At 44.0% G+C, this 15621-nt stretch carries 16 protein-coding genes; 3 read left to right on the forward strand and 13 right to left on the reverse strand.

All coding sequences use genetic code 11. The annotated features are described in order from the left end of the window. Positions 1–144: 144 nt before the first annotated feature. The 4 genes from C170_RS07880 to C170_RS07895 form a co-directional block, all read right to left on the reverse strand. On the reverse strand, positions 145–939 hold the full coding sequence (locus C170_RS07880; protein WP_036608125.1) for an SDR family NAD(P)-dependent oxidoreductase: 795 nt from the start codon (positions 937–939) through the stop codon (positions 145–147). A gap of 131 nt (positions 940–1070) precedes the next feature. Further along, the gene (locus C170_RS07885) at positions 1071–2069 is read right to left on the reverse strand and encodes an AraC family transcriptional regulator (protein ID WP_036608128.1); all 999 of its coding nucleotides are present in this window, start codon (positions 2067–2069) and stop codon (positions 1071–1073) included. 192 nt (positions 2070–2261) lie between these two features. Further along, positions 2262–2849: an alpha/beta fold hydrolase gene (locus tag C170_RS07890; RefSeq protein ID WP_051447101.1), complete on the reverse strand. Its 588-nt coding sequence runs from the start codon at positions 2847–2849 to the stop codon at positions 2262–2264. Positions 2850–3019: 170 nt separating this feature from the next. Next, positions 3020–3328 carry a hypothetical protein gene (locus C170_RS07895; protein ID WP_036608134.1) on the reverse strand — a complete coding sequence of 103 codons (309 nt, stop codon included), beginning with the start codon at positions 3326–3328 and terminating at the stop codon, positions 3020–3022. Between the two features lie 163 nt (positions 3329–3491). Between C170_RS07895 and C170_RS07900 the strand changes: the two genes are divergently transcribed. Further along, the gene (locus tag C170_RS07900) at positions 3492–4724 is read left to right on the forward strand and encodes a GAF domain-containing sensor histidine kinase (protein ID WP_036608137.1); all 1233 of its coding nucleotides are present in this window, start codon (positions 3492–3494) and stop codon (positions 4722–4724) included. Between the two features lie 46 nt (positions 4725–4770). Then, entirely contained in the window at positions 4771–5196 is a 426-nt protein-coding gene (locus C170_RS07905; protein ID WP_036608140.1) for a hypothetical protein, read from the forward strand. A 97-nt stretch (positions 5197–5293) separates the two neighbouring features. Here the strand turns inward: C170_RS07905 and C170_RS07910 are convergent, their stop codons facing one another. Further along, positions 5294–5716, reverse strand: coding sequence for a hypothetical protein (locus tag C170_RS07910; RefSeq protein WP_036608143.1), 423 nt, complete (start codon positions 5714–5716; stop codon positions 5294–5296). Positions 5717–5982: 266 nt separating this feature from the next. On the opposite strand from C170_RS07910, the gene C170_RS07915 reads away from it, so the two are divergent. Beyond that, the gene (locus C170_RS07915; protein ID WP_036608146.1) at positions 5983–7257 is read left to right on the forward strand and encodes a stalk domain-containing protein; all 1275 of its coding nucleotides are present in this window, start codon (positions 5983–5985) and stop codon (positions 7255–7257) included. Between the two features lie 83 nt (positions 7258–7340). Here the strand turns inward: C170_RS07915 and C170_RS07920 are convergent, their stop codons facing one another. The 8 genes from C170_RS07920 to C170_RS07955 all read right to left on the reverse strand — a co-directional run bounded on the left by C170_RS07920 (position 7341) and on the right by C170_RS07955 (position 15582). Beyond that, the gene (locus C170_RS07920) at positions 7341–7559 is read right to left on the reverse strand and encodes a hypothetical protein (protein ID WP_036608149.1); all 219 of its coding nucleotides are present in this window, start codon (positions 7557–7559) and stop codon (positions 7341–7343) included. A 42-nt stretch (positions 7560–7601) separates the two neighbouring features. Then, complete coding sequence (locus C170_RS07925; protein ID WP_036608152.1) at positions 7602–8777, reverse strand: Ger(x)C family spore germination protein; 1176 nt, start codon at positions 8775–8777, stop codon at positions 7602–7604. A gap of 19 nt (positions 8778–8796) precedes the next feature. After that, a complete protein-coding gene (locus C170_RS07930) occupies positions 8797–9915 on the reverse strand; it encodes a GerAB/ArcD/ProY family transporter (protein ID WP_036608155.1) in 1119 nt (372 codons plus the stop codon). Positions 9916–9955: 40 nt separating this feature from the next. Next, positions 9956–11365 (reverse strand): spore germination protein, encoded by a 1410-nt coding sequence (locus C170_RS07935; RefSeq protein WP_036608157.1) that lies wholly within the window; start codon positions 11363–11365, stop codon positions 9956–9958. Positions 11366–11513: 148 nt separating this feature from the next. Next, entirely contained in the window at positions 11514–12395 is an 882-nt protein-coding gene (locus C170_RS07940; protein ID WP_081745887.1) for a carbohydrate ABC transporter permease, read from the reverse strand. Between the two features lie 14 nt (positions 12396–12409). Next, positions 12410–13300: a carbohydrate ABC transporter permease gene (locus C170_RS07945; RefSeq protein ID WP_036608160.1), complete on the reverse strand. Its 891-nt coding sequence runs from the start codon at positions 13298–13300 to the stop codon at positions 12410–12412. Positions 13301–13346: 46 nt separating this feature from the next. Next, positions 13347–14612 carry an ABC transporter substrate-binding protein gene (locus C170_RS07950; RefSeq protein ID WP_036608163.1) on the reverse strand — a complete coding sequence of 422 codons (1266 nt, stop codon included), beginning with the start codon at positions 14610–14612 and terminating at the stop codon, positions 13347–13349. A gap of 85 nt (positions 14613–14697) precedes the next feature. Next, the gene (locus tag C170_RS07955) at positions 14698–15582 is read right to left on the reverse strand and encodes an AraC family transcriptional regulator (protein ID WP_017688600.1); all 885 of its coding nucleotides are present in this window, start codon (positions 15580–15582) and stop codon (positions 14698–14700) included. Positions 15583–15621 lie beyond the last annotated feature (39 nt).

Here is a 15621-nt window from a genome sequence, read left to right on the forward strand (position 1 = left end):
CTTCCAAGTAATAGAAACCGTTTTCGAGAAATCATACCTGTATTATAAACTCGATTGACGCCCCTCGCATAGATCATTTACAAATAAAAAAGTCGCCAATGCTGGCGACATCTTATGGATACATATCCTGTATCCTGAACAATTTTAAAATATGGTGGGAACCATGCCCCCGTCCATCCGGATGGGAGAGCCTCTGAAGGCTGAAGCATATGGGCTGCATACAAATGCAGCGAGTCTGCCTATTTCACTTGGCTTGATGAATCGCTGTAATTCGGACTGTGGCAGATTACTCTTCATAAAGTCTTTCTCTTTTTCCTCAAAAGTCAGTGCCTCATCAGGGTATATGCCCTCAATGATTTCTTGTACGTTTTCGGACAGTGTTGGACCTGGCAGGATCGTATTGATCGTAACCTCGGTTCCTGCTGTCAGTTTGGACAAACTTTTAGATAATGACAGCAGCATTGACTTGGTCATGCAATATTGCGGCATCTGGCCTGAAGGCATAAGGGCTTCTTCACTTGCGATGAAAATAATACGCCCGTCATTGTTCTTCACCATTTTAGGTAAATAAAATTGGGACAAGCCATTGGCAGCAAGTACATTAGTCCGGAAATATTTCTCCCACACTTCATCATTTATGTCTTCATAACTCATGATTTCATATATCCCCATGTTATTGATTAATATATCAACTTCAGGAAATTTCTCGAATAAAGCTTGCCGTTGCGCCAGATCCACAAGATCAGCGGTAGCCTTTTGCGGAGAGGTCTCCGGAAAAGTGGACTTGATTTCACGAACGGTTTGTTCCACCTCTTCATCATTACGTCCATTAATCAGAACATGAACACCTTCTCGAGCGAGTTCTATAGCAATCGCTTTGCCGATCCCTTTTGTCGATCCTGTAACTAAGGCTGTTTTCTCTTTTAGTCCCATATCCATCCTGCATTTCTCCTTCATGATTACAACTATCCGGCTGCTTCTTCTTGAACATTGCCAACAAGCTTCATACACCGGATAGATACAATATTACGCAGTCTGAAGGATCTAGTAACTAGCACTTTGCGCCAGAGTTATTGCCTGACACGCCAATTTGAAGGTGTATCCCCTTCCCAGGTCTTGAAAGCACGATAGAACGAATTCTGATCTTCATACCCAACCAGAAATGCCACTTCTTTGATATCAAGTGAAGGATCTGCAAGGTACGCTCGAGCCTGCTCACGTCTGGCCTCGGTTAATAATTGCTTGAAGTTTGTGTTCTCCTCCGTCAGTCGCCGCTGCAAAGTACGATCACTCATGCGAAGCTCTTTGGCGACCGTCTGGATGTCAGGGCGCTTTCCTGTGAGGCTGCGTTTCATAATCCATTTGACCACTTCAGTAATGGAACGATTGCTCTCTTGTTCGTCCAGCGACCGATCCAGTGCCGGGGTCAGAATCTCCAGTAACTCCTCGTTATACGATAGAAATGGAAGACTCAGATCTTTCCGTTCCAGCGTCAGCCGATTATAGTTGGAATTCGTATCGACTCGGCAGCCGAAGTAATCCTCAAGGGTGGCTACGTCACCCATCGGTTGGGAGAACTCAGCCCGTTTTGCAATCAAAGGCTGTCCTGTGCCCCTCCGTCCAAGTTCGATCAGAAATGCCAGCGTAATACCGACCAGTAATGGCGGACCTGGTTGCTCCTTATGTAACCATCCTAGTTCAATGATACATTCCTCCCCTGCTTCGGTAATCTGCAAACTCTCGGGAGGACACATTTGCTTGTAACGCACCATGCGATTCAACGCATCACGATAATCACGAGCATGGTACATCGCCAGAACAGGTGGAGGATACTTCGATATTTCATATCCGGTTGCAAGTTTGATGATGCCCTCGGCGGTGTCCCCATTGAGATCAGAGTAGGCCTGCCAGATTGCGAAGTATTGAGATTGGGTCACTACAGGTTTATTTATTGTCTCAAGAGATAGTTGTGCTGTACGAGCGATGTCATCAGCACCAATCCCTAATTGATGTAATCCAGCCCAAAAGCCTGGATGAACTTTAATCCGATCATTCGGTTGAGGTTGCATGTATACAGACTCCTTTAACTTGTTCCATTTTTATTCTGATTTCTAATTATAGAATGGATGTACCTATTTTTGAAACTTACCTCAGCGAGCCATTTCCGGGTAATACGAAAACACGACTAACCATGAATGGTCAGTCGTGTTCAAGTCAATCATTCAGAATATTATGAAAGAATGCACATTTTGTATGTTCAGCTACTCATTCAACGCAGTTTTGATCAGGGCATTCACCCGCGAGTTAAACAGCAGACCGATATGGGATACGAGGGAAACCGAAACGTTGTTCGCCCCGTTCAACCGGGAAAGTACCGGGGACACAATCGTGTCACTGGTGGAATAGATCGAAGTCACCTTTATTCCACTCGGAGCTGTCGTTGTGGTCAATCGATTAGCCCCGCCAAGGGTAATCAACTTATCCACTTTGGAAGCGCCTCCACGGTTAAGTATGTAATAGAGACTATTAGCTCCACCCATGCTATGAGCTATAATATTGACTTTTGTATGACCCGTTTGGCGCAGAACATCATCTACGAATCGACTAATTGCTGCGGAGTTCAACAGCTGGTTTCCTTGTTTGCTAGGAAGGTCAATCGCGAATAATTCGTCTCTTGTCCACCCTTGACTACGCAAATAACTCTCAATTGCTGTAAAATTGCTATCTGAACCGGTCAATCCATGTACCAATACAATGGGTGTACGTGCCGTAGCTGCAGAAGCCTTTGAACCCGATCCTATTCCAGTTATTGATAAGGCAAGGATCATGCTCAGGAATACAACAAGCATTAATTTGGTCTTTTTCACTTCATTACCCTCCTGTAAAATGTTTTATATTCCATATATTACAATCTAACATATGGAATATAAATGAATCTTTAGTCTCATTTTTACAGGGATGTCTAAAGTATACTACAACTAACATCATTACATTTTATTAAACTCTAGTTCTCTACTTCTTATCCTTCAACGATATCTGCACGTAGATCTGTTGCAATCTCAATCATTTTGGGTACAATAGCTTCGTTAGAAATAGCTACATACAGATCCCCCATGTACAAACGAAAAGCAATCTGTGCACCCTCAAGGTCCCACATAAAAAAGTCCCCCTCAATGGTCATGGTGCTCTCTGCTCCTACAATGTTAAGAACCGGTGAATAGGTAAAATCGGGTTGGGATTCGAAGTAGAGTTTGCACTCTTCCAGCGAGATGGATTGTTCGGCATTACTATCTTGCATGGATCGGGTAATTCGAAAACGCTGATTCATTGATTTGCCTCCAAAACTTTATTAATATATACATGTTGCACAGCATTATATTTTCTCATTTCCGTCTTCCACTGTCAAAACCATACATGATCGATTCTTCAAATTCATATATACTGAATACAGTGCACAACGAATTTCTACAATCAGGAGGAGTCAAATCAATATGTTAAAAACAGAATTCATTGATGTACTATCCCTTGTCTCACATAAATTATATGATTCGGCTGCTAATGTCATGGACACGGCAAGCAGGTTAATTCCTGCAAACACGTTTTGTATTGCCCAGTTGGATCATCTATCCACCAAGGTTCTGAACGTATATAATCGTGACAAACTAATTCTGGGTGAGGGGCTGGTCGTTGACAACGCCGAGTCATACTGTGCACTTGTGACTGAACATTCCCAAGGCCCGTTAGTAATCAATAATAATCTAACACATCCATTAACCAGACATATGGACGCAACCGAATTCGTAGGTGGGTGTTCATTTGTTGGTGTGCCTATACATAATGAGAACGGAGAAATTTACGGCTCCCTTTGCTCATTTGATCAGGATTTCTATTCCTATCAACAAAAGGACGTGGATCTGCTTCTCTCCTTGTCTTCCTTTTTCACGAGTCTTCTTGAGATGGAAACAACTCTGCAACAGTTAAAACAGGCGGAAGAGACCGCTGCAAAAGTGCTTGAAGAAAAGAAAAATTTGCTGGCCGTTCTCAGCCATGAAATCCGGACGCCAATGAATGGTGTTCTTGCAATGGCCAATCTGTTACAATCGACCAGGCTAAGTGAGGATCAATCGTTATATGTTAATGTCATTGAGTCAAGTGGCGCCAGCCTTCTGTCGATGATGGATCAAATTCTGGACTACTCCAAAGCAGAAGCGGGTGCGATCTCTCTGGAGATCAAGCCCTATAGTGTCTCTGACACAGTTGAACATGTATTACAATTATTCTCTTCTGAAGCACAGAAAAAAGGAATTAGGTTGTACGCAGAATATAATATTAATGATCATCTGATGCTTATGGGCGATCAGCACAAAGTTCGTCAGATTTTAATCAATCTCGTTGGGAATGCACTTAAATTTACGGAGAAAGGTGAAGTATGCATCTCTACTGAGGTATCTGCTGATACCAAAGGTACTCTCCATGCATCCTACGAAATAAAGGATACAGGCATCGGCATCCCACAGGATCGTCAGGATCTGTTGTTCAAATCCTACTCCCAGATTCATGGTAATTCAGGAAAGTATGGCGGAGCAGGGCTTGGCCTGTCCATCTGTAAACAACTCGCCGAATTAATGGGTGGCATTGTATGGCTTAAAGAGTCCAGTCCTATGGGCAGTCGGTTTGTCTTTAATATTTCCAGCGCTTCACCCAACGTCCATACAAATATCTGAATGATGAATATATTATTCTATCTGAAACAGATAGGAGGTATATACGTTGACTCAATTTCTGGATGCAAGATCATCGCAAAATGCTGCGTTGTTTAATTCCATTTCCATACCGATTCCAGTGATTTTTACGCCACAATTATTCGGCCAGATTGGTCTCATCACCGCTGGAGCCGGAACCAATCTAAGAGTTTCATTAAAAGGAACCATCACGGTGCAATTGCCACGTGCACTTTTTATAGTGAGGATTACTGTGGTAAGAGGAACCATCGCAACCGATCCAATTGTATACTCGGGAAACCACACATATGGTCTGAATGGTCTGCTTAACCCTGAAGTAATTGTCTTCTCTTCCACTGACTATAACCCACCACTTATGCCTCAATTAACCTATACCGCATTTATCAGCACAAACCTGCTCGGTACTACTCGGGTGGGACCCGAGAGTTTCGACGGATATGTCGTTTCAGATTGAACAAACACGTACAACCCCATACCTCTAATCGGTTTCCCGTAGATTAGAGGTATGGGGTTGTTTTTACGATTAACATAACTATTTTTAGAGCGAGCTATTAATCAGAGACCACAAATCCATCAAAATTCTCGGGACCAACACGGACTGTTCCCAGCAAGTTGGAGCTTATAAAAGCAGTGTAAGTTAATTGTGGTAAAATCGGTGGATTAAAATCATTTCCAGAGAATGTTATTACTTGTGGTGCCAATACACTTAAACCAAATGTGGACGTTGCGGAGTAAATAACCGGGTCCGTTGACAAGGTACCTCTTACAACGGTAATCGTTATGCCCACAAGAGCTAAAGGTAATTGTACAGAAACCGTTCCTTTAAATTGAACTCTGGGATTCGCTCCTGCTCCGGCAGTTTGCAGACCGATTTGACCAAAGAGCTGTGGGGTGTTCAGTAATAATATTGGAATAGCTATTGAGTTGGCCAAACTGGCATTTTGTGATGTTCTTGCATCCAGAAATGTGCTCATCAATCTACCTCCTAATGTTGGGATAGGATAGTATATTCGTAGCGTACTATTGTGTTTGGACTTCTAGCCAACAACTCACCAAAGCTATCATTTAATTTCACTATGGTCGGAAGAATCTATTAAACAGCGATATGATATATACGACTAAATTCCGGACTCTTATATTGGAACGATATGAAAATTTTGTTATGCTACATATGTTAGATTACTAGATTCTGTTCAAAATACGATTCTACTATTATGTACGGAGTTGGAGGACACAAACGATGCTTATTAAACGTGTAGGGAAAATCGCCGCGGTTACTGTAATTGCTCTCTCTATTCTTGGAAGTACCCCCAATATCGGTGGAGCCTATGCTGCCCCGGCCATTTCAGTGCACTTGGATGATGTTCCCCTGAAATTTGATGCAGCTCCACGTATTGATAAAGGTGTCACTTATGTTCCGTTTCGGACAGTCGGTGAAGCCCTAGGTATCGATATTACCTGGAACAGCAAATCACAGACTGTAAAAGCGACAAACACTGTGAAAGGACAAACTACCGAGGTACTATTACAAGTTGGCAGCACCACAGCGACCGTAAATGGAAAAAAAGTTACACTCGCAGCTGCACCCGTTCAGCGGGAGGGCCGCGTACTTATTCCACTAAGTTCGTTCAGTAACCAATTCGGTGTACAAGTAAGCTGGAATCAAGCAACCAAGACGGTCTCCCTTGTCTCCCCACAACGCGAGATGCACCTGAGAGCCTTCTATGCATTGCAATCCTTTCAAGAAAAGGACCTTATTTCTTCCATGAATTCCGTAGCCTTTGGCTGGAGCCGCATTGATCGTGAAGGTCAGTTTACGCTCCAAGGAGAAGAGTACCGCCTCCCTGCTGCTGCGGGTGATATTACACCGCAGTCCATCGTTGCTGATGCAGCAGATCAACAGATCCAACCACAGCTCATGGTGTATGCCTTGGATGGAAACGGAGAACTGACCAAAGTTCTGAGCGACAAGATCCTGCGGCAGAAATCGATTGAAGGTATAACTGCTGCTGTCACAGAGCATGGTTTTGACGGAGTTGTTCTGGATTTTGAAGGACTGGGCTTTAAACTGGATGTAGTAGAACAACAGAAGCTGCTCAATGCTTACGTGAAACAACTAAAGAGTTCCTTGCCCCAGGACACAGCTTTATCTCTGGCGGTACCACCGCTAAATAGTGCTTATAAAGGTTATGATTACAAAACACTTGCCTCTATTGCAGATGATCTTATTATTATGGCCTATCAGTATAATCCGGTTGGCACCAAATCTCAGGTACCTGAGCCAAATAGTCTTGTGGATCAAGCGATTCAATTAGCCATACAGGCTGGTGTACCAAAGAGCAAGCTTCTGCTTGGTATCAGTCTAAGCAGTGAAACGCCCTCCTCTGTTGATGATAAGCTGGGTCTCGCCAAACGTTATGACCTCAAAGGAGCCGCGTTCTGGCGTCTGGGTCTGTTCCGTTCTTACAATACGAAAATGGAAGATGCCGTAAATGCTTCTGTGATCAAAGAGTAAACTTTCTAACTGGCTACAACTTAAATAAAAGAAGGACCAAGCCTCTGGTACGCAGAGACTTGGTCCTTCTTTTTCCCATCATCTTATTTTATAAATTTATCCACACTTCCAAATATAAGCTTCACAAACTGGGTAGGACCAGGCAAACGGGGCTGAAAGAGAAGAATGATCCCAATTACTGCCGCCACAGCAGTAAATCCCGCGCTCACTATTCTGGCTCGCTTCTCTTTGCTGCTCTTCCACTCTCCATACACTATCGCAGTCGCCAGCATCAATATTCCAAGGATTGAGCCTAGTTTCATGCAATCACCTCTCTTCCAGGCTTGTACAGGAGCCGATTCTGTTCAACTTTCGTCCTCATTAGGTATCCCCTGTGGTCCTGTTGATTTTCCGGTGCGTACTACATGTGCATCTACGTTGACTTGCACGTCCATATCAGGATAGATGGTTTCCCAGTTCTTCTCCTGCGCCTTCCATTGATGCGGGTAATATCTGCGGAATTCAACTGCGAATTTGAAGAAATCGGAGCGCAGCTCTTTCTGGGACATGTCTAAAGCATCATGAGCCAAAGATGTGAGTTTAGCCGACCATTCCTTTTCCAGTTTAGTTAATACAGCGGGATCCGTCAGATTGGCATCCGTCGTATTTAACACCACTTCTCCCCTGGTTTGGATGTCGACCTTCATACTCCACTGTTTGTTTACAATTCGCGGCTTCAAGGAGGTTTTATTTTCAATGAGTCTTATCGAAAAAGAACCCTTTAACGGCTCAAACTCAACGGGCATGATAATGCTGTTCAGTTCTTTTGCAAGTAGTAATACACCTACGCTTAGTGGTTCTTTGACCGTCTTGACATAACGATCCTTCTTATACATACTCAGACCTTTCACATATGGCGTTGTCGTCAGTTTATCCTGATCGGGCTCCGGGGGTAAGATTAACATGCGAGACAAAATGGCTGAACTGCTCGGACCTTCAATAGATTTAGCCAATTCAAGCGCAGTAACACGTGTACCTAACTTCAAATTGGCCATCTCACGCAACGATTCAGCAGAACTTCGCTCCAGTGGATCAAGTAACGCAAGAATATCTTTCGCAGCCTTATCGCTGGAAAAGACATATGCATGCTCCCTGAACTGAGGGTAACGCAGGAAGAAATCGATATACTCGCGGATACCGCGTTTGCCGGCTTGCTCACTAATGATTATGACTTCGCAGTGGCCCCAGAACATATTCCGGGGAACTTTACGTTGTAACCGATTCAATGCCTCGGCAATTGTACGTCCTTCCGCTGTTCGAATCATTGTTACCCCGCTTGGACTGCCTCCACTCCCACTGCTATCTCCTGCACTCGCCTTTCGCGGAATGAAAATCTGTGAAGTCAATTGTACTTCACCATCCTCATAATCTATCCCTGTAGCCAGCACGATAGCCAAATCGTTAATCTCGATACGATCCCAACATCCACTTAAAAGCACACAACACAATATTGGCATTAGTAGTACTCTAAATATTCGCAAGTGCTCCTCCCCCCATCAATCAGGTGTTCGCTCGATTCTTCTTCCGAAAATGTGCCCACCCTTTCTTCAGCCATGCAACACCGTAGATCATAGCCGGAAGGATTAATAAAATGCTGATCGTATACAAGTTGGCTGAAGCACTAACCAAACTGGAAACACCAGATCCACCGGACACAACCCAGTAAGCAAATACCATGCACAGAAACGAAAGTGGACCAACCACAGGTTTGTAGTCCCGCAAACCAAACCATTCCGCGGTTGATGTAGCAAAGATATATAGAAAAACGGAAATTTTAACGAAAATACCGAAAATCCAGATGGCAATAATAAGGGATTCGATATGTTGCAGAAAGTCCGCAATGGTTATGTATCTTGCTGCGATCATGACTGGAAATACAAATGTATCCGTCAAATCACCAATTAAAAACAGGCAAAACAGATTGGTAACTGTCATCGCAGTTGTTGTAAACACAAGGGAACCCAGTATGACCCGGGTTATTCGTTTTTTTTCATTCACATAAGGTAGCAGAAAAGCCAACACGATATATTCACTAAACCATGCAGCAGGTGCAGCAGCCCCCGTAATAATGGGAATTGGACCCTTCTCCATAAAAGGAAACAGCTCGGCAGGATTCAGTTCACCAATCAACAATATAAAGATCAAAGCCAGCAGAACGATCAGCAGGGTAACAAACACCTGAGCGGTTCGTCCGACAACTTCAATCCCGAGTCTGACATTAATCGCACATACAACAACCATCGTCCCCATCACAACAAACAAAGGTGTACGCGGAAGTGCATTATTGACAATGAATTCACCGTATTCCCGAATAATCAAGCCCGTCAGGTGGGGCAAAAAAGCGATATATATCAGGCCGAATAACTTGCCAGGAATCCGACCAATAATCAATACACTGGATTGAATGAGCGTTTTTCCAGGGTACAGACGATCAAGTCCAACGGAAATACCAATGGCAGCCAACCCAACGATCGAACCTATAATTGGGGTCATCCACATGTCATGTCCTGCATAGTGCATTGTAATTCCAGGCACAGACAGGATAGCCGTCGCGAGAATGGCGGGAAAGACCATAAATGCCAATTGAGTCACCGATATTTTCCCTTTGTCCGTCAACATATGTAATCCCGCTCCCTTGTTTGCTTGAATGTAGATTGTTCTAGTGTGGTTTGTTCCTTGGGGATGGACGCCACCATACATCCTTAAGTTCCTTAGCCATCGTAGGTGCTACCGGTGAGAGATAAGGTGTTCCAAATGAACGAAGACTGCTTAGATGAATGACAACCAAGATGACTCCCAGCATGACACCCGTGAGTCCCAACGTTCCTGCAAGAAACATCATGGGAAAACGTAGTAGACGGGTCGCGATGCTGGCAGCATAGCGAGGGATCATGAAAGAAGCGATACCGGTAATCGCTACAATGATAATCATGGGGGCTGAGACAATTCCGGCACTCGTCGCCGCTTGCCCAATAATTAAGGCCCCCACAATACTGACCGCTGATCCGACCTGCTTGGGCAATCGGACGCCAGCCTCACGCAATGCTTCAAAGGCAATTTCCATAATGAGTGCTTCCACCAGGGCAGGAAAAGGGATCTCTTCTCTCGCCCGAGCAATACTGAGAAGTAATACGGTAGGAATCATCTCCTGATGAAACGTCGTAATCGCTACATAAGCCGATGGAAGCAGCATGGATAAAACAAAAAAAATGTATCGCAGCCAGCGTACAAAAACACTCATGAACACATTTTGATAATAATCTTCGGGGGATTGTAACATGGAAAAAATGGTTACTGGTGCGATAAGGGTAAACGGCGTTCCGTCAACGAGAATAGCAAAACGACCTTCCAGCAAGTTGGATACGACGACATCCGGGCGCTCTGTCGCAATCATCTGTGGAAATGGTGAATATCGCTGGTCGACAATGCCTTCTTCAATGTACTGACTCTCCAGTACGTCTCGGAGCTTTAAATCGCCAAGTCGTGTCTCCACTTCCTTAACAAGTTTGGGATCAATAATCCCCTCCATGTATACAAGTGAAATACTGGTGTTTGTACGATCTCCCATGTTACGTGTATGAATCTTCAATGCAGGTGTCTTGAGACGTTTGCGCAATAAAGACATATTCATGGTCAACGACTCTGTGAACCCATCCCGTGCACCACGCACGGTCGATTCAGCTAACGGTTCTTCCGTTGAACGATTTGCAGCTAGGTATAGAGGGTATGTAGTTCCTCCTATTGAACCGTCCAGCAGTAACAGAGCTTCTCCTTCAAATATGGCCTGTACTGCTTGAGTAGTCGTTTCAACTTGCTTAACAGAAGCTAGGGGAACTTGCGCAGCTTCGATCCCCATTTCCTGAAGGGGCGTTAGTACCTGTCGTTCCAGCCGTTCCGTATCGCATACACCAACACAATATACGCATAATGCTGAAGTAAGACACGCCGTTTGGAATGTATGAAATACAACGTCCGAGCAACCCGCAAAAACGGAGCGTAACATTTCTTGATCAATAGCAAGATTTCCGGTTAATGGCAGGTCCTGTTGTGTTATCGCTGATGTGTCCATGACGCCTCCCCTTTCCGTAAACGCTCCGTCCAGATATTCTCAGTTAAAGGTATCCTTTACTTATCACATGGGATATATACGCAAAATATAGAATGCCAAAAAAGCCGCCCTCATGAGCGACTCTGATGATATAAAACGCTATTCATTCCTATCCTTTCACAGCACCCAAAGCAACACTCCCAATAATCTGTTTGGAAAATATAGAGAATACAATGATAATAGGCAGGATTGAGATCGCTACACCCAAATACAAGAGCCCATAATCCATCCCATAGTACCCCTGCACTAGCGCAACCAATACCGGAAGCGGATATTTATCCAGGGAGAAAAATAGCACGAGCGGTGTCAGGAAATTATTCCATGATCCGATAAACGTGAATATGCCAAGGGCGGCGATTGCCGGCCCCAGAATAGGCAGTACAATCTGATTGAACGTCCGGAACTCACCGGCACTGTCCACCCGTGCAGATTCAATAATCTCATCCGGGATGCTGCTCTCCATGAACTGTTTGATAAAAAATACATTAAACGCGTTAGCCGCAGCAGGCAAAATAATTGCGGCATAACTATCCAGAAGTCCCATCATGCTGAATAGTCGATATACGCCAATCAAAGCCAGTTGACCCGGTACCATCATGGTTGCTAACAGAAACAGGAACAACCCGTTTCGACCTTTGAATTTAAATTTGGCAAATCCATACGCAGTTAAGGCCCCAATATACAGAGATAATACGGTCGATGTTCCGGCAATAAATATGCTGTTGGCAAACCCACGCCATATGTTGATTTTGGATACCATGTTCAGATAGTTATCAATCAAAAATGACCCAGGGAGAAATGTAAACGTCGAAGCAATCGTTGCATTGTTATGTGTGGAATAGATAAGCATCAGATAAAATGGAATAATGCAGAGCACGGCAAGACCTGTCAGCAACAGATAGATGATGATTTTACCTGCCGTCAGGCCCCTTGTATTGGCATATTGCTGAATCGCCGCATTTGGTTGTTCAACTGATTTTGCAGTTTGCATAAGAACTCCCCTCCCTATGAACGGCTCTTCCGCTTGGTCATGATGAAGGATGCAACAGACAACAATATGATAATGATGAACAGGCAAAATGCGATGGCAGCGCCGTAACCAAATCGTGTGCTCTGAAATGCTACATTATAGAGATACATAATGCTCGTCATGGCTGCTCGGTCAGGACCGCCATTGCCGTTGGTTAGTGTAAATGGCTGATCGAAAATCTGGATGCCACCAATAATGGATGTAATCATCTGAAACAGAATAATTGGACGGAGCATCGGCACGATAATATGGATGAAAATATGTTTCTTTTTCGCACCATCCATCTGGGCAGCCTCCAGCAGAGAAGGGTCAATGCCCTGAAGACCGGCTAGGTAGATGACCATCGAATAGCCAAAGTATTGAAAAAACAAAATGGATGATACAATCAGACGCATAAACCAGGGGTCATTTTTCCAGTTAATTGGATCTTGTATTATGCCGGTCTGCACCAAAAAATGGTTCAGTCCGCCAGACTGCCAGTCAAAAATCAAGCTGACAAGTAGTCCAAGTGATGCCGCCGTAACGATGTTGGGAAAAAAGTATACGGCTCTGAAAAAGTCCCGTCCTTTGAGCAGCTTATCATTCAAGATAAAAGCCAACACAAGTGAGATTGTGAGCTGTGGAACTACAGATACGCCCCAGATGAATAACGTATTAAACAAGGTTTTGTAGAACAACGGGTCTTGTAATACGGCGACGTAGTTACCGATCCCTACAAAATCAGGTGTCGTGATCCCATCAAAGTTGGTGAAACTGATGTAGAGCGAATATAAAATGGGATACAGCCCAAAAGTGGTGAAAATAATAAAAAACGGAGCAATGAAGTAGTAGCCGTAATGGTCCTTGCGAATCGTTTTGGCAAACATGTTCTATCCCCCCAGTTATCATCGGATGTGTATGTTCAATCGCTTACTAATCCACTTCCAGCTCCGGAAATCTCAAGGTAACATCACGTTTGATTCGCTTTACGACTTCTTCCTTGGTCTGAATGTCCTTGTTGAGATATAACTGGAGTACAATCTTGTAGATATCATTATTAATCGTGGCATCATATTTGGTGCGTTCGTATACAGGTACCCGTTTTGCAGCCTCCGAGAAAAACTCGAAATGCTTTTGTCCTCCCAAATAAGATGATGAGAGAGACGGGGCAAGTTCATCATTCACAACCATGTTGCTGGTGAAATAATCCTGTTCTTTCGCTAACTCGGATAGAAAATCGTGGTCAAAATTATAGAACTCAATAAACTTCCAGGCCAAATCCTTTTTCTCACTTTTACTGTACATCGCGATATAGGTTCCACCTGAACTAAAGGCTGACGGTCCCTGTGCCAAGCCCCACATGCCTTCGGTATCCGGAGCGTTTGCCTTGAACGTATATTGCAAACCCCAGGTTGCCCCGGGATAAAACATGACCTCTCCTTTTTGCATGGATGCAGCGTAACCGGCACTTCCATCTTCATACTCGGCAAGTACATTCCGCTCACGTGCTTCACGTACAAGATCAAGCACTTCCAAGTACGTTGGATCGATGACAAGTTTGCCGTCCTTCACCCAAGGTATACCATCATATGAATTCGATATAGCATTCCAATTCGCCAATGCATGTACTTTATTCCCGCTAAGTTGCTGTACCTTCTCTCCAATCTCGAAGATCTTCTCCCATGTATCGATCTGTGAACCCACCTTCTCAGGATCATCGGTGCCCAGATATTTCTTCGCCAAATCCCGACGATAGTAGATGCCCCCTGGTGTTCCCTGATAACCTATCGCTCTGACATTTCCCTCACTGTCCTGTTCATTGGCCTGAACAAAAGCATATTGTTCCTGGATAAGTTCATTGGCGTTATACGGCGAAGCTGATAAATTCTCCAGATATGGAACGTCAATCAGCTCTCGAATATTCGCATTTTCAATCATAAATACATCTGGAGCCTTCGAGGTTGTCTGTAGCGCAGATTTCAGCTTGGTGATATAGAAATTACCGGGGATGTTGACAAAGTTCACTTTGATGTCAGGATATTTCTGTTCGAATTTCTCGATGGCGTACCCTGCTTCATCTGTAAAACTCCACACGGTAATCTCCTGTTGCTTGGTTTGACTCGATGGACTGAACTGACAACCAGCTAACAACATCGCTGCACATACAAATACAATAGTTGGCTTAAACCACTTCTTCATAGGCCCCCTCCTTCAAAAAGGAAACGCTTACAATTTATTAGAGTATATTGATTTTGGAGAGGGCTTTCTCCACAAATATTGTGCATTACCCTCCATATTTTGTGATATTCGTACGATGTTTCTTACGAAATTCGGAGGGTGTACAGTCATTATATTTTTTAAAAAGACGATTATAGGAGTTAACATTGTTAAATCCATGTCCGATCGCAATCTCCAGAATCGTATCCTGACGGAACAATAAGGCCCACTCGGATTTGATAATTCGAAAATGATTCAAGTATTCCATCAGTGTTACTCCCTTGATCTCTTTGAACAGCTTGCAGACATGGAACTTGCTGAATTTAATATGTTCTGCCACCTGTTCCAGCTTAATGGGCTCAGCGTAGTGCTCCTCCAGGTATTCACAGACCGATTCAAGGAATTCAAATTTTTTGGAGGAAGTACATGCCCATCCTGAAGATGAAGATTCATCTGTGGTAACCGGTACTTTGGTACGTAATAAAAGTATGATGAGATCATACAATCTGGACACCATTAACCATCGGTATCCCGGCTTCTGATTTTTCTTCTCGGTAATGATGTCATCTATATATTGAGTCAGATTGCTCTGACTTCCCGTATTCGAGGGAATAACTGTTGTTTTGTTGAAAAGTTGTCCGAGATCCTGAATTTCGGCTTCGGTCGTGAAACTCCCGGTTAACAATTCGAGTCGGAACAAGATAATGGTCAAATGTTCGGTCCCCGGCAAAAAGCAGTGCACATCCCCTGGTTTGATCAGCAGCACATCCCCTTTTTCCAACTCACACACGTGGTCGTTCACGCCAATTCTGGCGCTCTTACCATTGACGAGAACCAGTTCAACCTCATCATGCCAGTGCGCAGCATAATTGAACTGATTTCCTGTATGAATTACCCGAATGGGAAAACCTTCTTGCATATGGCCTGTCTCCAAAAAAGTGGGTACGCCCATCGTATCAACCTCCATTTATTTCCAATGAAAAATACTCCT

This window comes from Paenibacillus sp. FSL H7-689 (assembly GCF_000517905.1).
GTDB classification, from domain to species: domain Bacteria; phylum Bacillota; class Bacilli; order Paenibacillales; family Paenibacillaceae; genus Paenibacillus; species Paenibacillus amylolyticus.